Origin of the sequence: Xanthomonas arboricola pv. guizotiae, from assembly GCF_002940205.1 — a bacterium.
GTDB classification, from domain to species: domain Bacteria; phylum Pseudomonadota; class Gammaproteobacteria; order Xanthomonadales; family Xanthomonadaceae; genus Xanthomonas; species Xanthomonas arboricola_C.
Genome location: NZ_MDSK01000004.1, coordinates 150,121 through 169,223, shown reverse-complemented (window position 1 = coordinate 169,223; position 19,103 = coordinate 150,121). Strand labels below are relative to the sequence as shown.

General features: G+C 66.8%; 18 protein-coding genes. 6 read left to right on the top strand and 12 right to left on the bottom strand.

The annotated features are described in order from the left end of the window. Positions 1-54: 54 nt before the first annotated feature. From XarbCFBP7408_RS04145 to XarbCFBP7408_RS04110, 7 genes are all read right to left on the bottom strand, one after another. Positions 55-1,485, bottom strand: a complete 1,431-nt coding sequence (locus XarbCFBP7408_RS04145) for a replicative DNA helicase (protein ID WP_047130779.1) — start codon at positions 1,483-1,485, stop codon at positions 55-57. A gap of 221 nt (positions 1,486-1,706) precedes the next feature. Continuing rightward, positions 1,707-2,261, bottom strand: a complete 555-nt coding sequence (locus tag XarbCFBP7408_RS04140; protein ID WP_104561626.1) for an NADPH-dependent FMN reductase — start codon at positions 2,259-2,261, stop codon at positions 1,707-1,709. Between the two features lie 76 nt (positions 2,262-2,337). Continuing rightward, positions 2,338-4,278, bottom strand: a complete 1,941-nt coding sequence (gene asnB / locus XarbCFBP7408_RS04135; RefSeq protein WP_104561624.1) for an asparagine synthase (glutamine-hydrolyzing) — start codon at positions 4,276-4,278, stop codon at positions 2,338-2,340. Positions 4,279-4,309: 31 nt separating this feature from the next. Then, complete coding sequence (locus tag XarbCFBP7408_RS04130; RefSeq protein WP_181106217.1) at positions 4,310-4,954, bottom strand: glutathione S-transferase family protein; 645 nt, start codon at positions 4,952-4,954, stop codon at positions 4,310-4,312. 124 nt (positions 4,955-5,078) lie between these two features. After that, complete coding sequence (locus tag XarbCFBP7408_RS04125; RefSeq protein WP_181106229.1) at positions 5,079-7,649, bottom strand: DUF3857 domain-containing transglutaminase family protein; 2,571 nt, start codon at positions 7,647-7,649, stop codon at positions 5,079-5,081. A gap of 58 nt (positions 7,650-7,707) precedes the next feature. After that, a complete protein-coding gene (locus XarbCFBP7408_RS04120; RefSeq protein ID WP_181106215.1) occupies positions 7,708-8,883 on the bottom strand; it encodes an acyl-CoA dehydrogenase family protein in 1,176 nt (391 codons plus the stop codon). A gap of 158 nt (positions 8,884-9,041) precedes the next feature. Then, the gene (locus tag XarbCFBP7408_RS04110) at positions 9,042-9,833 is read right to left on the bottom strand and encodes a glycine zipper 2TM domain-containing protein (RefSeq protein WP_006451921.1); all 792 of its coding nucleotides are present in this window, start codon (positions 9,831-9,833) and stop codon (positions 9,042-9,044) included. 145 nt (positions 9,834-9,978) lie between these two features. Between XarbCFBP7408_RS04110 and XarbCFBP7408_RS04105 the strand changes: the two genes are divergently transcribed. Continuing rightward, positions 9,979-10,194 (top strand): DUF6116 family protein, encoded by a 216-nt coding sequence (locus XarbCFBP7408_RS04105; protein WP_104561618.1) that lies wholly within the window; start codon positions 9,979-9,981, stop codon positions 10,192-10,194. Then, positions 10,194-10,961: a TatD family hydrolase gene (locus XarbCFBP7408_RS04100; RefSeq protein WP_104561616.1), complete on the top strand. Its 768-nt coding sequence runs from the start codon at positions 10,194-10,196 to the stop codon at positions 10,959-10,961. Before XarbCFBP7408_RS04105 ends, XarbCFBP7408_RS04100 begins: the two co-directional genes overlap by 1 nt. A 40-nt stretch (positions 10,962-11,001) precedes the next feature. Here the strand turns inward: XarbCFBP7408_RS04100 and XarbCFBP7408_RS04095 are convergent, their stop codons facing one another. Then, positions 11,002-11,832: a tRNA threonylcarbamoyladenosine dehydratase gene (locus XarbCFBP7408_RS04095; RefSeq protein ID WP_104561614.1), complete on the bottom strand. Its 831-nt coding sequence runs from the start codon at positions 11,830-11,832 to the stop codon at positions 11,002-11,004. Positions 11,833-11,906: 74 nt separating this feature from the next. Between XarbCFBP7408_RS04095 and XarbCFBP7408_RS04090 the strand changes: the two genes are divergently transcribed. After that, positions 11,907-12,335: a hypothetical protein gene (locus XarbCFBP7408_RS04090; RefSeq protein ID WP_104561612.1), complete on the top strand. Its 429-nt coding sequence runs from the start codon at positions 11,907-11,909 to the stop codon at positions 12,333-12,335. Positions 12,336-12,502: 167 nt separating this feature from the next. Further along, the gene (locus XarbCFBP7408_RS04085; protein ID WP_016902706.1) at positions 12,503-12,985 is read left to right on the top strand and encodes a glycine zipper 2TM domain-containing protein; all 483 of its coding nucleotides are present in this window, start codon (positions 12,503-12,505) and stop codon (positions 12,983-12,985) included. 222 nt (positions 12,986-13,207) lie between these two features. On the opposite strand, the gene XarbCFBP7408_RS04080 is transcribed toward XarbCFBP7408_RS04085, so the two are convergent. Then, positions 13,208-13,423, bottom strand: a complete 216-nt coding sequence (locus tag XarbCFBP7408_RS04080) for a cold-shock protein (protein ID WP_003483561.1) — start codon at positions 13,421-13,423, stop codon at positions 13,208-13,210. Positions 13,424-13,650: 227 nt separating this feature from the next. Here XarbCFBP7408_RS04080 and XarbCFBP7408_RS04075 point away from each other — a divergent pair, with 227 nt between their 5' ends. Then, positions 13,651-14,136 (top strand): DUF456 domain-containing protein, encoded by a 486-nt coding sequence (locus tag XarbCFBP7408_RS04075; protein ID WP_046342196.1) that lies wholly within the window; start codon positions 13,651-13,653, stop codon positions 14,134-14,136. Between the two features lie 206 nt (positions 14,137-14,342). Next, positions 14,343-15,476, top strand: a complete 1,134-nt coding sequence (locus XarbCFBP7408_RS04070; RefSeq protein ID WP_104561610.1) for a phospholipase A — start codon at positions 14,343-14,345, stop codon at positions 15,474-15,476. 330 nt (positions 15,477-15,806) lie between these two features. Here XarbCFBP7408_RS04070 and XarbCFBP7408_RS04065 read toward each other — a convergent pair whose 3' ends face one another. The 3 genes from XarbCFBP7408_RS04065 to XarbCFBP7408_RS04055 form a co-directional block, all read right to left on the bottom strand. After that, positions 15,807-16,445 (bottom strand): carbonic anhydrase, encoded by a 639-nt coding sequence (locus XarbCFBP7408_RS04065; RefSeq protein WP_181106227.1) that lies wholly within the window; start codon positions 16,443-16,445, stop codon positions 15,807-15,809. A gap of 186 nt (positions 16,446-16,631) precedes the next feature. Beyond that, entirely contained in the window at positions 16,632-17,267 is a 636-nt protein-coding gene (locus XarbCFBP7408_RS04060) for a glutathione S-transferase family protein (protein ID WP_104561608.1), read from the bottom strand. Positions 17,268-17,539: 272 nt separating this feature from the next. Then, positions 17,540-19,057, bottom strand: a complete 1,518-nt coding sequence (locus XarbCFBP7408_RS04055) for a fumarate hydratase (protein ID WP_181106213.1) — start codon at positions 19,055-19,057, stop codon at positions 17,540-17,542. Between the last annotated feature and the right edge of the window lie 46 nt (positions 19,058-19,103).

Here is a 19,103-nt window from a genome sequence, read left to right as displayed (position 1 = left end):
AAGGATGGCGCGATGCCGCAGCGACGCATTGCCGCCCGGCATCACGCAGGAGGTTTATTCGAAACTGCCCACCGAATCGTGGGCCAGATTGTCGAATCGGGTGTATTCGCCGAAGAACTTGAGCTTGCACGACCCGGTCGGTCCACCGCGGTGCTTGCCGATGATGATCTCGGCCAGGCCCTTGTCCGGCGAATTTTCCTTGTTGTAATAGTCGTCGCGATAGATGAACACGATCATGTCCGCGTCCTGCTCGATCGCGCCGGATTCGCGCAGGTCGGCCATCACCGGGCGCTTGTCGGTGCGTGTTTCCAGTGAGCGGTTGAGCTGCGACAACGCAATCACCGGCACGTTGAGCTCCTTGGCCAGGCCCTTGAGCGAACGCGAGATCTCCGAGATTTCGGTCGCGCGGTTTTCGCTGTTACCCGGTACCGACATCAGCTGCAGGTAGTCGATGACGATCAGGCCCAGGTCGTGCTCGCGCTTGAGTCGGCGGCACTTGGAGCGCAGCACTTCCGGCGACACGCCCGGCGTGTCGTCGATGAAGATCTTGGTTTCCTTGAGCATCTTGATCGCGCCGGTCACGCGCGCCCAGTCCTCGTCTTCCAGCGCGCCGGTACGCAGGCGTTGCGCATTGATGCGGCCATTGGACGAGATCAGGCGCATCGCCAGCTGCGATGCCGACATTTCCATCGAGAATACCGCCACGCCCTTCTTGGATTTGATCGCGGCATATTCGGCGATATTCAGCGCGAACGTGGTCTTGCCCATTGCCGGACGCGCGGCCAGGATGATCAGGTCGGTCGGCTGCAGGCCGGAAGTCATCGCATCGAAATCGTTGTAGCCGGTCGGCAGGCCGGTGATGTTGCCGCCGTTTTCGAAACGGCTGCGCAATTCCTCGAAGGCGTCCTTCAGCGCGCCCGGCATCGCCACGAAGTCGGTGCGCCCGCGCGCGCCGGCCTCGGCGATCTTGAACACCGCCTTTTCCGCCGACGACAGCAACTCCACGCTGTCGCGCCCCTCCGGCTGGAAGCCGTCGTTGACGATGGTGGTGCCCACTTCGATCAGCTGCCGCAACACCGCCTTGTCACGCACGATCTCCGCGTATGCGGCGATATTGGCTGCCGAAGGCGTGGTGCTGGCCAGCTCGATCAGGTAGGCGCCATCGCCGACCTGCTCCAGCTTGCCCTGCGATTCGAACCACTCGCCCAGGGTCACCGCATCGAAGGGGCGGTCCTTCTCGTTCAGTTCGCGAATCGCGCGGTAGATCAGCCGGTGATCGCGGCGGTAGAAGTCGTTTTCGGTCAGCTGGTCGTTGACCCGATCGAACGCATCCGGCGCCAGCATCAACCCGCCGAGCACGGCCTGCTCGGCCTCGACCGAATGCGGCGGCACCCGCAACTGGTCAAGCCGCGGCTCGGGACGATCGTAATCGTCGTCGTCGCGATCGCGATTGCGCTTGGAACGGAAACCAGGACGAGCGGACATGGACAAACAGACCTGACACGGGGGGACGAGGGCAGGAAGCATAGTCATCGGCGGCGCCGGCGACCATGCACAACTCTGTGGATAACTGGTGGACAGCCGGTGCATCACCGTTCTACGCGACCGCTGTCGCAACTGCCGAGACGCTTGCTGCGCCGGGGTTTGCACCGCGTCACCGGTGCCAGTTGGCGGCTGTCTCCAGGCCCAACACCGCTGTGGTCAACTCAACGCTTGGACTGTTCGACCAGGCCCAGGAAGGCGTCGACGAAGCCCTGCAGGAACTTGCGGCTGTCGGCGTTGGCGACCTGATCGTCGGCACCGAACAGGCCGTCCTTGTACTGCAGGAAGACTTCCGGCTGGCCGAGCACCCGCATGTCCAGATACGACAGCACATTGCGCAGGTGCTGCTGCGCGGTGGCGGTGCCGATCGCCCCGACCGAGATGCCGACCACGGCGGCCGGCTTGCCTGCAAACGCGCTGTCGCCGTACGGGCGCGAGCCGGTATCGAGGGCGTTCTTGAGCACGCCGGGAATCGAGCGGTTGTACTCCGGGGTCACGAACAGCACCGCGTCGGCCGACCGGATCTGTTGCTTCAGCCGCGTGCCTGCGGCCGGGTAGTCGCCATCGCGGTCCTGGTTGTACTGCGGGATGTCGCCGATCTCCACATACTCGAACACGGCCTTGTCGCCGGCCAGATGCTCCAGCGCGCGCGCCAGTTGGCGGTTGTAGGACGCTGCACGCAGGCTGCCGACCAGCACGGCGATGGTGATCTTGCTCATGGGGAACGCTCCATTGGGGGAATCAGCGCCCGACTCTAGTGAGCCTGGCGCTCAGACCCGGTGAAGCGCGGCTGCCTCAGCGGCCGATCGCGGCGCGTTGGGCGCGCCAATGCGCCTGCCAGGCCTGGAACATCAGCACCGTCCACAGATGCGTATGCCATTTGCGCTCGCCGCCGTTGAAGTCCCTCCACAGCCCGGCCACGGTGTCGGCGGCGAACACGCCGTCGCGCGCCAGCGTGGCGTGCGCCAGCAGATCGTCGGCCCAGCCGTGCAGGTCGCCACGCAACCAGGCACTGACCGGCGCGCCGAAGCCGCGCTTGCCGCGGTAGACCATCGGATCGGGCAGATAGCGGCACAGCACGCGCTTGAGCAGGTATTTGCTGACCCCGTCGCGGTACTTCAGCGACAGCGGCAGCGACCAGGCGAACTCGGCCACCCGCCAATCCAGCAGCGGCGCGCGCGCTTCCAGTCCCACCGCCATGGTGGTGCGGTCCACCTTGCACAGCAGATCGTCCGGCAGATAGGCGGCAAAGTCGGCCAGCATCATCGCGTCGGCCGGCGTGCCGGAGCCGTGCAGCGGGTCGGCCAGGCTGTAGAAACTGTCGGGCTCGGTCGCGCCCAGCACCACTGCAGCCGGATCGCGCCAGCGCGAGATGCGGTTGCGGTAGATGTCGCCGATGCCGCGTGCGCCGGCCTCGGCCACCAGCGCGGCCAGGCCGCCGGTGCGCGAGGACTCGCCGTTGCGGCGTGCCGCCAGCGCCATCAACCGCCGCAGCGGCCCCGGCACCAGCCCGTGCATGCGCCAGTTGCGCAGCGCACGCTGGTAACGGCCATAGCCGAAGAACAACTCGTCGCCGCCATCGCCGGACAGCGCCACCGTCACCCCGCCGCGCGCCAGCCGTGCGACCAGCGCGGTCGGCACCTGCGAGGCATCGGCGAAGGGCTCGTCGAACATGTCCGGCAGGGTCGGCACCACCGCCAGCGCGTCGGCGCCGCTGACATACAGCTCGGTGTGGTCGGTGTGCAGATGCGTGGCCACCTCGCGCGCCAGCGGCGCTTCGTCGTGATGCGAACCTTCGAAGCCGATGCTGAAGGTATGCACCGGCTGGGCGCTCTGCGCCTGCATCATCGCGGTGACGATCGACGAGTCGGTGCCGCCGGACAGGAACACGCCCACCGGCACGTCGGCCACCATGCGCAGCGCCACCGCATCGCGCAGCACGGCATCGAGTTGCTCCTCGGCCTGTGCATCGCTGCCGGTGAACGGCGCCGCCAGCGCGCGCTGCATCGCCTCGCGCGCGTTCCAGAACGGCTGCTGCGCCTGGTCCGGCCGATGCGCCGCCGCGCCGGCCGCCACCATCTGCGCATCCAGCCGCAGCACCCGCCCGGGCATCAACTTGAAGGTGCGCTCGTGGATGCAGGCCGGCGCCGGGATGTAGCCCAGCCGCAGCAGCAAGGTCAGCGCATTGCGATCGACCCCGTTATCGAAGTCCGGGTGCTGCCACAGCGCCTTGAGTTCGGACCCGAACACCAGGGTGTCGCCGGCCCAGCCGTAGTACAGCGGCTTCTTGCCGACGCGGTCGCGGGCCAGAGACAGGCAGGTGTCGCGCTCGTCCCACAACGCCAGCGCGAACATGCCGTTGCAGCGGGTCAGGGTGTCGTCCAGCCCCCACTCCACCACCGCCGCCAACAGCACTTCCGTATCGGAATGACCGCGGAAGCGGTGCCCGAGTGCGGACAGCGCCGCGCGCAACTGCGCGAAGTTGTAGATCTCGCCGTTGTAGGCCAGCACATAACGGCCATCGGCCGAGCGCATCGGCTGATGGCCCAGCGGCGACAGATCCAGGATGCTCAAGCGCTGATGCGCCAGCGCCACGCCGGCCTGCGCATCGCACCAGCTGCCGGCATCGTCGGGGCCGCGATGACGCAAGGCGGCGCCCATCGGCCGCACCAGGGCATCGAGTTGTTCGCCATGCATGCGTGGCGAGGCCAGCAGCAGTCCAGCCAATCCGCACATCGTCAGTGCTCCTGCCGGCAGCGCATGCCGCTCATGCCGTCACCGCGCCGGGTGCAGGCGCCGGCATTGCGATAAAACCGGGTCCTGCCTGCACGCGCTGCAGCCAGGCACCGATCGCCGGCCAGCGCTCCAGATCGAAACCGCCGTCCTCGGCGCAATGGGTGTAGGCAAACAGCGCGATATCGGCGATGCCGTAATCGTCGCCGGTAAACCAGCGGTGCTGCTGCAGATGCTGTTCCATCACGGCCAGCGCCTGCTCGCCGCGGGCGCGCAGCTGCGGCAGTTCGGCGCGGCGCGCGGCATCGCGCGGCGTCCACAGGCTGATGAACCGCGCCACCGCGACATACGGCTCATGGCTGTATTGCTCGAAGAACATCCAGCTCAAGGCCTGCGCGCGCTGCCACGCGTCGGTGGGCAGATACGGGGTGCCTTCGGCCAGCCAGAACAGGATTGCGTTGGATTCGGTCAGCACGCGGCCGTCGTCGCGCTCCACCATCGGCACCTTGCCGTTGGGATTCTTGGCCAGATACGCGGGCGTGCGGGTTTCGCCGGCGACGCTGTCGACCTCGACCCAGTGATAGCGGCTGCCCAATTGCTCCAGCAGCAGGCGCACCTTGTAGCAGTTGCCGGAACTGGACATGCCATGGACGGTCAACGGGGGACGCACGGTCGACATCAAGCTGGCTCCGCGGCAGCAACGAGGGGCTGGCAGTGTCACAGCCCCGGGGGTCTTTGCAAAGCCCTGCACCGATTCTGCAGCAAGGCGTGGCCGCGGTTGCGTGCGCTGCCGGCAGCGCGGCTCAGCGCATCACCACCAGCGACACCGGCACACCCAGCACGGCGACCAGCATGCCCAGCACCGACAACGTCAATGCCAGCGCACCGAAGGCCCGCGCGCGTGCGCAGGCGGTCGTACCGGCAACCGCCTGGACCGCAGCGATCGACCACCACAGCCCGCCCAGCAGCAGCATCAGCACCGCCATGGCCACCTGCGCGAGCCCGGCCGGATCGTGCACACCGGTTCCGAACAGGGCGATATCGCCAGCGAGCGCCGCCAGCGCCGCCAGCAGGCAGACCAGCCATGGCAAGGCGCTGCCCAGCAGCGCCGGCAGCAACACCGCAAACTCCGCAGTGCCGCCCATCCAGCGCAGCATCCACTGCAGCAACACGCAGCCCACCAGCGCGATGGCCAGCATGATCGCCACGGCGATGGCATGCACCCACAACGGCTGCGGAGACACCCACATCCAGCTCGAGAGCATCAGGATCAGGCCGAACACGCACCACGCGCTCCAGCGCGCGCCGGCCTGCGCGTGCAGGCGCTGCGCAACGGTGTGCGGATCGAACAGCATCCCGCCCAAGCCACCGCCGCGCCACCAGGCCAGGCATGCCAGCACCAGCACGATCAGCGCCAGCAGCGCGGCCAGCGGATAGACGAAGACGTGCATCTGCAACGGCTGTCTGCGCGGCTGCGGCTTGAGGTCGTGATTGAAGTACAGCAGGTCGCGGGCACGCTCCATGTCGGCGGCTGCGCGCTTCACGCCGCTGGCGGGAATGCGGTCGGACAGCCGCTGCCACTCGCCAACGATGACGATGCGCCCTGCGTGCGTGGCGACCGTGCGCGAGAACCGGAACCACGGGTTGGCGACCACCTGCGTGTCGGCTTGCACCCGCACCGCCGGGTCGACCCGCACCCGCACGGTCTGCCGCGCCAGCCGCGGACCGTCCAGCGCCAGCGGGCTCTTGCGCGCCGCCATGGGCAGGACGTCCATCCATTCGCCGAGCTGGAACAGCGGGAAGCCCAGCTCGTCGCCCTCGTCGGTCGGCCACTCCAGGCGGTAGGCCTCGTGCGTGCGCACGTTCAACACATCGGTGGCGTCGATGGTCGGCACGCCGACCTGCGTCAGCGCGGTGTAGTACTGCTGCATGAATTCCAGGTAGTGCTCGCCGACTGCCTGCGCGCCATTGTTCTCGAAGCTGGTCGCCACGCGCTCGCCGCGTCCCTGGCGGTACGTCGTATCCACGCTGAAGGTCGCCACACGCTGCGGTTTGCGCAGCGAGATCACGATCTCCTCGTCCACCTCGACCTGCGGCAGCGTCGGCATCGGCGACGGCACCGCCACCAGATCGCGCTGTCCGGCCACGACCGGCAGGCCGCGCACGAACGGCAACGGCAGGCGTTGCGCCAGTGGGCCCTCTTCGCGGTCGCGCGTGGCATCCACCCATACCTCGCCCTGCGGCAGGTGCGCGCGCACCACCACATGGTCGAACGCATAGGGACTGGGCAAGCGCAGATCCAGCCCGTGGCCCTTGTCGATGCTGACCAGCACCGGCTCGGCGCGGATGCCGGCCAGCTGCAGCAGCGCGATCAACAGCGTCGCCTTGTCCTTGCAGTCGCCGTAGCGATTGCGCAGCGTCACTTCCGGCGTATGCGGCGCGTGCGAGTTCTCGCCCATGTCCAGGCCGACGTAGCGGATCTCGCCCTGCACGAAGGCCACTGCACGTAGCAGTGCGCCCTGCGGGTCGTCGCGGCGCAGCTGCAGGTTCTGCACCATCCCGTCGGCAACGCGCGCGTCCTGGAACGCGTGCGGATACAACTGCGCTGCCCACGCCGCCACCGCCGCCCAGTTGCCGGCAGTGGAGACTTCGATCAGGCCATACGGATCGACATCCTCCGGGGTGTCCTTTTCCTCCTGCACGGCGGGCAGGTCGCGTGCGGCGATGTCCAGTGTCGCCACATCGCCGGCACGGCTGACCTTGCGGCTGAAGCCGGGTGCAGTCACCCGCCATTGCAATCCCATGCCGGCCGGATGCCGCACGCGCACCCGACGCTCGCCCAGCGCTACGCCGTAGCGCGCATCGAACACGTCGTGATAGCCCTTGCCGAACACCGGATTGCTGCCGGTGATGGTCACGCCGTAATCGACCCGGTCGCCCACGCGCAGGTCCGGCAAGGTGATCGACAGCGTCAGCGCGCCATCGATCAAACCGTCTTCCAGTCCGCTTTCGCGGCGCAACCGGGCGTAGTGCGCCTGTTTGCGCATGTCGATACGCTTGCCGTCGCGCCAGACCTCCAGGCTGTTGAGCGCCAGCTGCTGGTACTGCGGCTGGTAGTCGATGGAGATCTGCCCGGCCTCGTCCAGACTTTTCGCACGCTGCACGGTGTAACTGAGGCGGCGATACGCCTGCGGCGCCGCGCCGGTCAGATCGACCTGGTCGGATACCAGCTCATAGCGCAGCCCGCTGGCACCGGGCACCTGGTCGGGCACCGCATCGGCGATGACCCAGGCCGGTGGCGGCGCCATGCGCGGCGCCTCGCTGGCCCGTGCCGGTGCGATCACGCTCGCAACCACCGCCAGCACGCAGCGCATCCAGAACACGCCACGCAGGCGTCGCCCCCCATCCCTGTCGATCAACACCCACTCCTCGTCAAAACGCATTGAGTCCGGTCAGCGCACGCCCGACCACCAACTGATGCACGGTTTCGGTGCCCTCGTAGGTGATTACCGATTCCAGGTTCAGCGCGTGCCGGATCGCCACATGCTCGGTGGTGATGCCGGCCGCGCCCAGCAGATCGCGGCACTCGCGCGCCACGTCCAGGGCCATGCGGCAATTATTCCACTTTGCCAGCGAGATCTGTTCCGGCCGCAGCTGGCCGGCCTGCTTCAGGCGCCCGAGCTGCAGCGCCAGCAGCTGCGCGGTGGAAATCCGCCGCGCCATGTCGGCCAGCTTGATCTGCGCGCTCTGCGTGGCCGCCAGCGGCCGGCCGAACAGCATGCGCTGCCCGCTGTAGGCCAGCGCCTCGCGCAGACAGGCCACCGCCGCGCCGATCGCGCCCCAGGCGATGCCGTAGCGCGCCTGATTGAGGCACCCCAGCGGCGCCTTCAGACCGGCCGCGTTCGGCAGGCGCATCTGCTCCGGCACGTAGACGTTGTCCAGGAACAAGCCCGAGGTCACCGATGCGCGCAGGCTCATCTTGTGCGCGATGTCCTGCGCACTGAAGCCGGCGCTGCCGGTCTCCACCAGAAAGCCGCACACGCCGTCGTCGGTATGCGCCCAGATGATCGCCAGGCCGGCAATACTGCCGTTGGTGATCCACATCTTGGCCCCGTTCAAGCGCCAGCCGTCGCCCTGCCGTACCGCGCGCGTGGTCATCGCGGCCGGATCCGAGCCGCCCTGCGCTTCGCTCAGCCCGAAACAGCCGATCAGACGGCCGGCGGCCATCTCCGGCAACCAGCGCTGGCGCTGCTCGTCGCTGCCGTAGGCATGGATCGGGTACATGCACAGCGAGGACTGCACGCTGACGAAGCTGCGCAGGCCGCTGTCGCCGCGCTCCAGTTCCTGGCAGATCAATCCGTACGCCACCGCGCCCAGGCCCGCGCCGCCATCGCGGACCGGCAGGCTGGCGCCCAGCAGGCCGAGCTCCGCCAGTTCCGGTACCCATTCGCGCGGAAAGCGCCCTGCGTCGAAGGCATCGCCGATCGCCGGCAGCACCCGCGTATCGGTGAAGCGCGCCACCGCATCCTGCACTGCCCGCTCTTCGTCGGTCAGCAGCGCACGTACATCGAACAGATCATCGGGGCGCACCGGCATGTCGGCTTCCACTGCGGGAGAAGCGGCGATTATCAGCCAGTTGCCGGCCGAACATGGCGGCGACCGGTTCAGCGCACGGACGTCGTCGCCGGCGCCTGAAAACGAAAAGAGCCGGCAATGCCGGCTCTTTTCCTGCCAACCAGCGATCCTGGGCGGATCGCTGCCAGCGGTTACTGACGCGTGCTGCCCGCATCCACACGAACGCCCCTGTCGCCGGCGGTCGAAGCGGTCTGGGTCACCAGCTGACCGTCGACCACCGGCAGGCGATCGCTGGCCGGCTTGTCGTTCATGCGCACGGTCTTCTCGAAACCGTCGTAGCGGTAGGTCACGTCGTAGGCCACCACGTTGTCGGCATCGCCCAGCGAGATGCGCTCGCCCGGCTTGCTGTCCATGCGCATGGTGCCGGTGGTGCCGTCGGCATTGCGGTAGGTCACGTCGTAGCCGACCACGCGCGAGGACTGCGAATTGGCATTTTCGGTATGGCACTGGCGCTCGGTGCGATCCACCACGCGGCCGCCGACATGGTTGCGGTCGACCCGGTTACCGACCATGCCGCCACCGACCGCACCGGCCACCGTGGCCAGCTTGCGACCGTTGCCGCCGCCGACCTGGTTGCCGAGCAGACCGCCGATCACCGCACCGGCGACGGTGCCGCCGACATTGCCGTCGCGCTCGGGCAGACGTTCCTGCACCACCACGTCGCGGCAGACTTCGCGCGGCGAGGAGCTGGTGGTGGTTTCGCGGATGGCCGCGCTGTTGACGACCTGCGCGTACTGCGGCTCGCGCTCGGTGATCGGGGCGACCTTGACCACGTCGGCATATTCCAGACCACGCGGTGCCGGCTCGCCGTTGGCGACGAAATCGCCGGACGACGGGCGATTGTTCATGAAGGCGGCCGTGGCCACACCTCCAACCAGCAACGCACCAGCAGCGACCAGTATAGTTGTCGTATTGCTCTTCATGATCCAGCTCCGTGCGGACACGCCGCGTTGTTGACGGCGTGATTCCAGCACGCGAACCCTGAACAAAAACGCCCTCGCTCATGAACGCTGCAGTTAAGTTCAGCTAGCGGTTATTTCATGCACTTCTAACAGCCGGAGCATCCGCATGCGCAATCCCGTCACCTCGCGCGCCCTGGAGTGGGCCAGCAAGCTGCGCTACCCCACCTTGTTCAAGCTGGCGGCGGCGCTGTTTCTGGTCGACCTGGTGCTCCCTGACCCGATCCCGTTCCTGGACGAGCTGCTGTTCGGCCTGACCACGCTGCTGCTCGCCAACTGGAAGACGCGCAAGCCGCCGCTGCCCGCGCCGGTGCGCCGCGAGTGATGCAGCTGGTCGATAGCCACTGCCATCTGGATGCCGGCGAGTTCGACCACGACCGCGCCGCGGTGATCGCGCGCGCGCAGGCGGCCGGTGTCGTGCAGCAGGTGATCCCGGCGATCACCGCCGCCAGTTGGCCGGCGCTGCGCAGCGTCTGCACCCAGGCACCCGGGCTGCACCCCGCCTACGGGCTGCACCCGATCTTTCTCGATCAGCACCGCCCCGAACACCTGCAGCTGCTGGCCGAGTGGATCGAGCGCGAGCGGCCCTGCGCCATCGGCGAGTGCGGGCTGGACTTCTATCTGGACGGGCTGGACGCGCAGATGCAGCGCGATTATTTCGACGGGCAACTGCAGCTGGCCAAGCGCTTCGAGCTGCCGCTGATCGTGCATGCGCGGCGCGCCACCGAAGAGGTCATCGCCCGCATCAAGGCCGTGGGCGGCCTGCGTGGTGTGGTGCACAGCTTCGCCGGCAGCCCCGAACAGGCGCAGCAATTGTGGAAACTGGATTTCATGATCGGCCTGGGCGGCCCGGTGACCTACCCGCGCGCCAATCGCCTGCGCAGCCTGGCTGCAACGATGCCGCTGGAGTGGCTACTGCTGGAAACCGATGCGCCGGATCAGCCCGACGCCAACATCCGCGGCCAACGCAACGAGCCGGCCTCCCTGCGCACGGTGCTGGACTGCATCGCACAGCTACGCGGCGAGGCGGCCGGGCACATCGCCGCGCAGACCACTGCCAACGCGCGGCGGTTGTTCGGGTTGCCGGGCTGATTGCACTGCCCGTTGCCGCATGACGCGGCAACGCGCGCACTCACCCCGCCGAGGCAGCCTCGGCAACAGGCCTGGCAGCGGCCACCTTCGGCTTGAGCAACATCTCCAGCGCCTTGCCCACCGCCACGAACGCGAAGGTGCCGGTGATATGCGTGGCTGCGCCCAGCCCCGCCCCGCAATCCAGCTTGAGCGTGGCGTCGGCATCCAGCTGCGGGCGGATGCCGCAGACGCTGCCATCGGCCTGCGGATATTTGACGTTCTCCAGCGAGTACACCGCCGGCACGCCGAAATAGCGCTGCGGATTCTTGGGGAAGTTGAACTCGCTGCGCAGCTTCTTGCGGATCAGCGCCAGCATCGCATCGTGTTCGGTGCGCGAGACATCGCGTACCCGCACCAGGGTGGGATCGGTGCGCCCGCCAGCGGCGCCCACGGTGAGCAGCGGCAGCTTGCGCCGGCGGCACCAGGCGATGGTTTCCACCTTCACCCGGAAGCTGTCGCAGGCATCGATCACCAGGTCGAACATATCGCCGAGCAGCTGTTCGATATTGCCGGCGGTAAGAAACGACTCCACCGCATCGGCTTCGATGTCCGGGTTGATCGCCACGCAGCGTTCGGCCATCGCGCGCGCCTTGTTGCGTCCGTACTGCCCGGCAAGCGCCGGTAGCTGCCGATTGGTGTTGGACACGCACAGGTCGTCGGCATCGATCAGGCGGATATGGCCGACGCCGGTACGCGCCAGCGCCTCGACCACCCACGAGCCCACGCCGCCCATCCCGACCACCGCCACGCGGCAGGCGGCCAGCCGCTCTACCGTGCCGACTCCGTACAGCCGGTCGATACCGGCAAAGCGTTCACGCCATTGTGCTTTCATCGGCCTATTTTACGCGCGCCGCTCAGCGCGCGCCCATCGACATACTGATGTCCGCGTCCACCGGAGTTCCGTCCATGCCCGCCCCGCCCACCGAACAATCGCGCGCGTCCCGCTATGCCTTCCTGCTGGTGCTGGGCATCCTGATCGGGCTGGTGTGCACGGTGATGGTGGCGCGCGTACTGCAGGCCAGACGCAACCCGGTGCCGGACAGCCTGATGCAGGTGATGGCTTACCAACTGCGCGCCCTGCAACCCGACGCCGCCGTCGGCTGCAACCCGGCGCGGCAGCGAGCGCGACTGCAATCGCTGCGCCTGCTTGCCGACGAACTGGAGCCGGCCTTTCCTGACATCGGCGAAGACCGCCGCTTCGGCGAGCATGCCAGCGCCCTGCGCGCCGTCCTGGACCAGGCACAGCGCACGCCGCCAGCCGATTGCGCCGCGCTTGCCGCGCTCAGGTCACGGATCAATGAGGCCTGCGAGGCCTGTCATCGCGACTTCCGCTGACCTGCCATCGCGCCGCTGCATCGATGCGCACGGCGGCGATAGTGAACAGCACGCTCGGGTTTCGTTAAGCCTGGAGTGATCCAGTTGGCAGACCGTTCACCCTGACCAACCCAGGATGACGTCGTCGCGGCCCTGACCGCTTTTTCGAACCACCCCGGAGAGACCTCATGAAGACCCGACTGCTCGTCATTGGCCTGGCTGCAACCGCGACGCTGGTTGGCTGCGCCACCTCCCAGCCCCAGTACGGCAGCTACCGCGGCGACCGCGGCTACGACCAGGGCTATTCGCAGCCGCAGGCACGCTGCGTGGATTGCGGCATCGTGACCCGCATCGATGAAGTCGGCCCGACCCGCAGCGCTCCCACCGGCACCGGTGCGGTGCTCGGCGGCATCGTCGGCGCGGTGGCCGGTCGCCAGATCTCCAAGGAGACCGGTGGCAGCAAGGGCAACAAGAACGTCTCGGCCGTGGCCGGTGCCGCCGCCGGCGCACTGGCGGGCAATGCGATCCAGAACAACGTCACCAGCGACAGCTTCGATGTGCAGGTGCGCATGGACGACGGCCGCGTGATCGTGGTGAACCAGCGCGACCTGGCTGGCGTGCGCGAAAACGCCTACGTGCGCGTGGTCAACGGCAAGGTCGTGCTGCGCTGATCAGCGCAGGCAGCAAGAGCACCAGTAAAACCACTGCGCCCACCGTCAGGGCGGCGCGGTCGGTGTCCGGAATCGGCATGTCCCCCGGCGTGCATTCCAGTCGCTCCATGCCCGCCTGGCGACTGCGCGCTAGGTTCGATTCACCAGTGTTGGCGAATGACAGAAAGGCCCGGCGACGGGCCTTTCCGCTGTCTGCGCGATGGCCGCGGTGTTGCGCCGCGCTCAGACCACCTGCACCGCATCGGCCTGCAGGCCCTTCTGTCCCTGCACGACGGTGAAGCTGACCTTCTGGCCTTCCTTGAGGCTCTTGAAGCCCTGGATCTGGATCGCGCGGAAATGGACGAAGACGTCCTCGCCGTTTTCGCGACTGATGAAGCCAAAGCCCTTGGCATCGTTGAACCACTTCACGACACCATTCTCGCGTTCGATATTGGACATCTCGACTGACTCCCTACGACACTGTGATGGACTGACGGTGGTGGCTGTGATTGCAAGGAGGAAGCGAGGTACAAGGATGTAGCGGATCGAACGATCTACCGCATCAGGCCACGATCCACGGTGACCGTTGCAAACAGCAGCGTTGGCAACTTAACCCGCACCAAACGAATTTTCAAGCAACCCTTGCGCAATTTTGTCAAGCCTGAAACAGGACATTTTTAAATATCATGGACATCACAGTCGTCTACTACATCCTGGCTGGCGTGCTGGTCCTGATCGGCCTTGCCGGGGTCGTCCTGCCGGCGCTGCCAGGCCTGCCACTGGTGTTCGCGGGACTGCTGGTGGCCGCCTGGGCCGATGGCTTTGCCCATGTCGGTTGGGTGGCGCTGGTGATCCTGGGCCTGATGACGGCGTTGTCGTTTGCGATCGACTTCCTCGCCACCGTGTATGGCGCCCAGCGGGTCGGCGCCAGCAAGGCGGCACTGTGGGGCTCGGTGATCGGCTCGGTCGTCGGCATCTTCTTCATGCCGATCGGCTTGTTCGTCGGGCCGTTCGCCGGCGCGTGGCTCGGCGAGTATTGGCAGACCCGCAAATCCGACCAGGCCACCAAGGTCGGCTTCGGCACCTGGCTGGGCATCGTGTTCGGCACCGCGACCAAACTGGCACTGGGCCTGTGCATGCTGGGCGTGTTCGCCATCGCTTGGTTTTTCTAGCCGATTTCCAGCGCTCACAGACGGTGATTGGGTCGACTGGTCTCCCGGACACTGACGACGCAGCCACCCACGCGGTCGCAGACAGCTGCCGATTGCAGGCGTCGCCCGGATGTTATGCCGCCGTGTACACACCGCGTATGCAGGCGCGACCGTTAAGCTTCGCATCTGACGCGCCTGCCTGGCGCCTTTATTCGGCCAGATTGCCCATGTCCAAGCACCGCATCCGTCCCTTGATGCTGATTGCCCTGGCGGCCGCGCCGCTGGCGCACGCACAGGAAATCGCCCCCACCCCCGCTTCGCCGCAGGCCTGCACCTCCGTCACCTCGGACGCAGCGCGGCTGGCCTGCTACGACCAGGCGCTGGGCTATACCCCGCAGCTGACCGCCGAGGCCGATGCCGCCGCGCAGATCGCCAAGCAGAAAGAGTCCAAACCGCAGGACGAACGCGCCATCAGCCGCGTCGGCGACTTCTTCCGTGCCGACGGCCAGGATCAGCCCAAGGCCGAGGCGGTCGCCAATGCTGGCCGCGGTTCGTTGCTGGACCGCCGCTGGGAGCTGGCCAAGGACTCCAAGCTGGGCACCTTCCAGTTGCGCGGCTACAAGCCGGTGTATCTGCTGCCGGCATTCTGGACCAGCGACTCCAACCGTACCCCGCAGTCGCCGAACCCGGCCAACTCGGTGTCCACCCCGCAGCAACTGGACAGCACCGAACTGAAGTTCCAGCTCAGCTTCAAGACCAAGGTGGTCGAGGATCTGTTCGGCGACAACGGCGACATCTGGATGGGCTACACCCAGAGCTCGCGCTGGCAGGCCTACAACACCGATGCCTCGCGCCCGTTCCGCGAAACCAATTACGAGCCGGAAGCGATGCTGGTGTTCCGCAACAACTACAGCCTGTTCGGCTGGAAGGGCCGCATGAGCGGCATCAGCATCAACCACATGTCCAACGGCCGCGAAGATCCGCTGTCGCGCTCCTGGAACCGGGTCATCCTCAACATCGGGCTGGACCGCGAGAACTGGGCACTGACGCTGCGCCCGTGGTTCCGCATCAAGGAAGACCGCGCCGACGACAATAATCCCGATATCGAGGATTACATGGGCCGTGGCGACGCCACCCTGGTCTACAACAAGGATGGGCATGAAGTGGCCTTGATCGCACGGCATTCGCTGCGCGGCGGCGACCGCTCGCACGGTTCGGTGCAGCTGGATTACGGTTTCCCGATCACCAACCTGCTGCGCGGCCACGTGCAGGTGTTCGATGGCTACGGCGAAAGCCTGATCGACTACAACCACAAGGCCACCTACATCGGCCTGGGCGTGTCGTTGCTGGAATGGTTCTAGGCACATCGCGCCGTTGCATTGAGTAACGTCGAAGAATATTGAAAGCCGGCATGCGCGCATGCCGGCTTTTTTGCTGACAGGACTGCAGGCTTGCAGCCGCAAAAACGCAGCGGGCAATGGTCCGCCGGGCGCACAGGCGTCGCAGCGCATGCGTGGCACATGCCGACTCCGGACACGGCCCACGCCTGCCTGGCGATGAACGCAGCAGTTTGCTAGCCGCTGCAAGTTCCACAGCGCTGACAGCTACGCTGCTCCGCACACTCCACACACATAAAAAAACAGCGCGGGAGATCATCCTGCGCTGTCTTCATGAAACGGTTTTAGCAGCGATCAGACGTCGAAGAAGTCGACTTTGCCATCTTTCAAGGTGTAGTACGCACCGACCACGCGGACATTGCCCGCGCGCAGCGGTTCAAGCAGCGCCGGCTCGGACGCGCCACGCAGGCGGTCGACGGTGCGCTTGACGTTGGCCTTGACCGAGGCCGCCAGCAGGTCGTCGCCGCCCTTGCTCTTGGCGGTCAGCACGGCCGGGACGATGGGCTCGATCATCGCGCCGATCGCGCCCGGGAAGAATGCGTTCTTTTCCACCACCGACACCGCCGCGGCGACCGCGCCGCAGCTCTCGTGGCCCATCACCACCACCAGCGGCACGCCAAGCTGGCTGACCGCGTATTCGATCGAGCCCAATGCCGTGGTGTCGACGGTATTGCCGGCATTGCGGACGATGAACATCTCGCCCAGGCCGCGCCCGAACAGCAGCTCCGGCGGCACGCGCGAATCCGAGCACGACACCAGAATCACGAACGGGGTCTGCCCCAGCGCCAGTTCCAGACGGCGCTTGCTGTCGGAAATGACCTTCTTGGGGCGGTTTTCCACGAAGGCGGCGTTGCCGTCACGCAGCACCTGCAAGGCCTGCCCGGCATCGAGATCGGTCTTCTTCGACGGCGCCGCACCGACGGCGAACGGCAGTGACGCGGCGGCGGCGGCGATCGGCGCACAACAGGCACATTGCAGCAGTTTTCGACGGGATGCGGAGTGCGACATGGACAAGCCCCTGCTCTCTGGTTGTCTGGCGATCGTACACCGCGGCAGGCGCGGCACCACAGCCCGACTGGAGCTTGTGTCGACACGATTTCGCGGCCCGCGCCCTCCGGTTCAGGTCCAGTCCGTCAGACCCTCGCGACGATAGGTTTCCTGAAATGCCGGGCGGGCTTTCATTCGCTGCGCATGCGCCTGCAAGGCCGGCCAGCTGTCGCTGGGCCGGGGCATGTTGCGCGACCAACGCATCATCATGGTCAGCATGAAATCGGCCGCCGACAGGGTCTGACCCAGCAGGTACGGGCCATTGGCCTGCAGATGCGCATCGACCCGGGCCCAGGCCGCCTCCAGTCTGGCGCGTGCCTGGGATTGCGCGGCATCCCCGTGCGCGGCGCCGGCCGGCTCGTCCGGATAGAACCAGGCCCGGTACGCCGGCTGCAAGGTGTTGGCGCAGAAGAACGTCCACTGGTAGTAGGCCGCGCGCTCGGGGGTGCCGAGCGGTGGTGCCAGCCCGGCCTGCGGATGCAGGTCGGCCAGATGCAGCACGATCGCGGCCGCCTCGGTCAGCACGTGTCCGTCGAGCACCAGCGTCGGCACCACGCCGGCCGGATTGAGCGCCAGATACTGCGGCGATTTCTGCTCGGCGCGTTCGAAATCCAGCGGATGCAGTACGTGCGGTACGTCGAGTTCGATCAACAGCCAATGCACGACCAGTGCGGCAGTGCTGGGGGCGTGGTACAGCGTGGCGGTCATGCCGATTCCTGAGTCGGTTGGTGCAGGCGCGCAGGCAGGCGAGCGTGCGTGGTTCACGGCAATTGTCCTCGCGCTGATGGCTGCAATCGAAGACCCGCCAGGCAGTTGGCCCGCTGTGCCGGATTCCGTACATCGTCGCAGCGCTTTCCGCGCGGCGCCACCGCGGCGCTGGACCTGCGCTCGCCGGGCCGGTCGGCGCGGCATTGCCTGGCCCTCTGGTTGCGCTGCGCGATGCAACGGCCCGCCACTGCGGGCGCGCTGGCTAACCGCTCTTATTCCACTACCACCGGAATCTTGCCGATGCGCGATTGCCATTGCCGCGGGCCGGTCTTGTGCACCGATTCGCCGGTGGAATCCACCGCCACGGTGACCGGCATGTCCTTGACCTCGAATTCGTAGATCGCTTCCATGCCCAGGTCTTCGAATGCCAGCACGCGTGCGGCCTTGATCGCCTTGGACACCAGGTACGCCGAGCCGCCGACCGCCATCAGATACACGGCCTTGTTGTCGCGGATCGCCTCGATCGCCGCATCGCCGCGCTCGGACTTGCCGACCATGCCCAGCAGGCCGGTCTGCTCCAGCATCTGGCGGGTGAACTTGTCCATGCGCGTGGCGGTGGTCGGGCCGGCCGGGCCGACCACTTCATCGCGCACCGGGTCGACCGGGCCGACGTAGTAGATGAAGCGGTTGGTGAAGTCGACCGGCAAGGTTTCGCCCTTGTTGAGCATGTCGATCATGCGCTTGTGCGCGGCGTCGCGGCCGGTCAGCAGCTTGCCATTGAGCAGCACCACCTCGCCCGGCTTGAAGCTGGCCACTTCCTCACGGGTGATGGTGTCCAGGTTGACCCGGCGCGCATTGGTCGGGTTGTAGGTGAGCTTGGGCCAGTCTTCCAGCGATGGCGGGTCCAGCATCACCGGGCCGCTGCCGTCCAGGGTGAAGTGCGCGTGGCGGGTGGCGGCGCAGTTGGGAATCAGCGCCACCGGCAGGTTGGCCGCATGGGTCGGGTAATCCTTGACCTTGATGTCCAGTACCGTGGTCAGGCCGCCCAGGCCTTGCGCGCCGATGCCGAGCGCGTTGACCTTTTCATAGAGTTCCAGCCGCAGTTCTTCGGCGCGATTGGACGCGCCGCGCGCCTGCAGGTCGACGATGTCGATCGGCTCCATCAGCGCTTCCTTGGCCAGCAGCATGGCCTTTTCGGCCGTGCCGCCGATGCCGATGCCGAGCATGCCCGGCGGGCACCAGCCGGCGCCCATTGTCGGCACGGTCTTGAGCACCCAGTCGACGATGGAATCGGACGGGTTGAGCATGGCGAACTTGCTCTTGGCCTCCGATCCGCCGCCCTTGGCCGCGACGATCACCTCGACATGGTGGCCAGGCACGATCTTGGTGTTGACCACCGCCGGGGTGTTGTCGCGGGTGTTGGTGCGCTTGCCCGCCGGGTCGGCCAGCACGCTGGCGCGCAGCTTGTTGTCGGGGTGGTTGTAGGCGCGGCGCACGCCTTCGTTGACCATGTCTTCCACGCCCATCGTGGCGTCGTCCCAACGCACCTGCATGCCGATTTCCAGGAACACGGTGACGATGCCGGTGTCCTGGCAGATCGGGCGGTGGCCTTCGGCGCACATGCGCGAATTGATCAGGATCTGCGCGATGGCGTCCTTGGCGGCCGGCGATTCTTCGCGCTCGTAGGCAGCGGACAGATTCTTGATGTAGTCGACCGGATGGTAGTAGCTGATGTACTGCAGCGCATCGGCGACGGACTGGATGAGGTCTTCCTGCTTGATCGAGGTCACGGCTGGCTCTACGGCTGGCGGGGGCAATCCGCACATTTTAGAGCAA

Bases quoted from the DNA above. Each gene is read 5' to 3' on its own strand.
- XarbCFBP7408_RS04145 (WP_047130779.1), bottom strand. From the start codon at position 1,485: ATGTCCGCTCGTCCTGGTTTCCGTTCCAAGCGCAATCGCGATCGCGAC.
- XarbCFBP7408_RS04140 (WP_104561626.1), bottom strand. From the start codon at position 2,261: ATGAGCAAGATCACCATCGCCGTGCTGGTCGGCAGCCTGCGTGCAGCG.
- asnB (WP_104561624.1), bottom strand. From the start codon at position 4,278: ATGTGCGGATTGGCTGGACTGCTGCTGGCCTCGCCACGCATGCATGGC.
- XarbCFBP7408_RS04130 (WP_181106217.1), bottom strand. From the start codon at position 4,954: ATGTCGACCGTGCGTCCCCCGTTGACCGTCCATGGCATGTCCAGTTCC.
- XarbCFBP7408_RS04125 (WP_181106229.1), bottom strand. From the start codon at position 7,649: ATGCGCTGCGTGCTGGCGGTGGTTGCGAGCGTGATCGCACCGGCACGG.
- XarbCFBP7408_RS04110 (WP_006451921.1), bottom strand. From the start codon at position 9,833: ATGAAGAGCAATACGACAACTATACTGGTCGCTGCTGGTGCGTTGCTG.
- XarbCFBP7408_RS04105 (WP_104561618.1), top strand. From the start codon at position 9,979: ATGCGCAATCCCGTCACCTCGCGCGCCCTGGAGTGGGCCAGCAAGCTG.
- XarbCFBP7408_RS04100 (WP_104561616.1), top strand. From the start codon at position 10,194: ATGCAGCTGGTCGATAGCCACTGCCATCTGGATGCCGGCGAGTTCGAC.
- XarbCFBP7408_RS04095 (WP_104561614.1), bottom strand. From the start codon at position 11,832: ATGAAAGCACAATGGCGTGAACGCTTTGCCGGTATCGACCGGCTGTAC.
- XarbCFBP7408_RS04090 (WP_104561612.1), top strand. From the start codon at position 11,907: ATGCCCGCCCCGCCCACCGAACAATCGCGCGCGTCCCGCTATGCCTTC.
- XarbCFBP7408_RS04085 (WP_016902706.1), top strand. From the start codon at position 12,503: ATGAAGACCCGACTGCTCGTCATTGGCCTGGCTGCAACCGCGACGCTG.
- XarbCFBP7408_RS04080 (WP_003483561.1), bottom strand. From the start codon at position 13,423: ATGTCCAATATCGAACGCGAGAATGGTGTCGTGAAGTGGTTCAACGAT.
- XarbCFBP7408_RS04075 (WP_046342196.1), top strand. From the start codon at position 13,651: ATGGACATCACAGTCGTCTACTACATCCTGGCTGGCGTGCTGGTCCTG.
- XarbCFBP7408_RS04070 (WP_104561610.1), top strand. From the start codon at position 14,343: ATGTCCAAGCACCGCATCCGTCCCTTGATGCTGATTGCCCTGGCGGCC.
- XarbCFBP7408_RS04060 (WP_104561608.1), bottom strand. From the start codon at position 17,267: ATGACCGCCACGCTGTACCACGCCCCCAGCACTGCCGCACTGGTCGTG.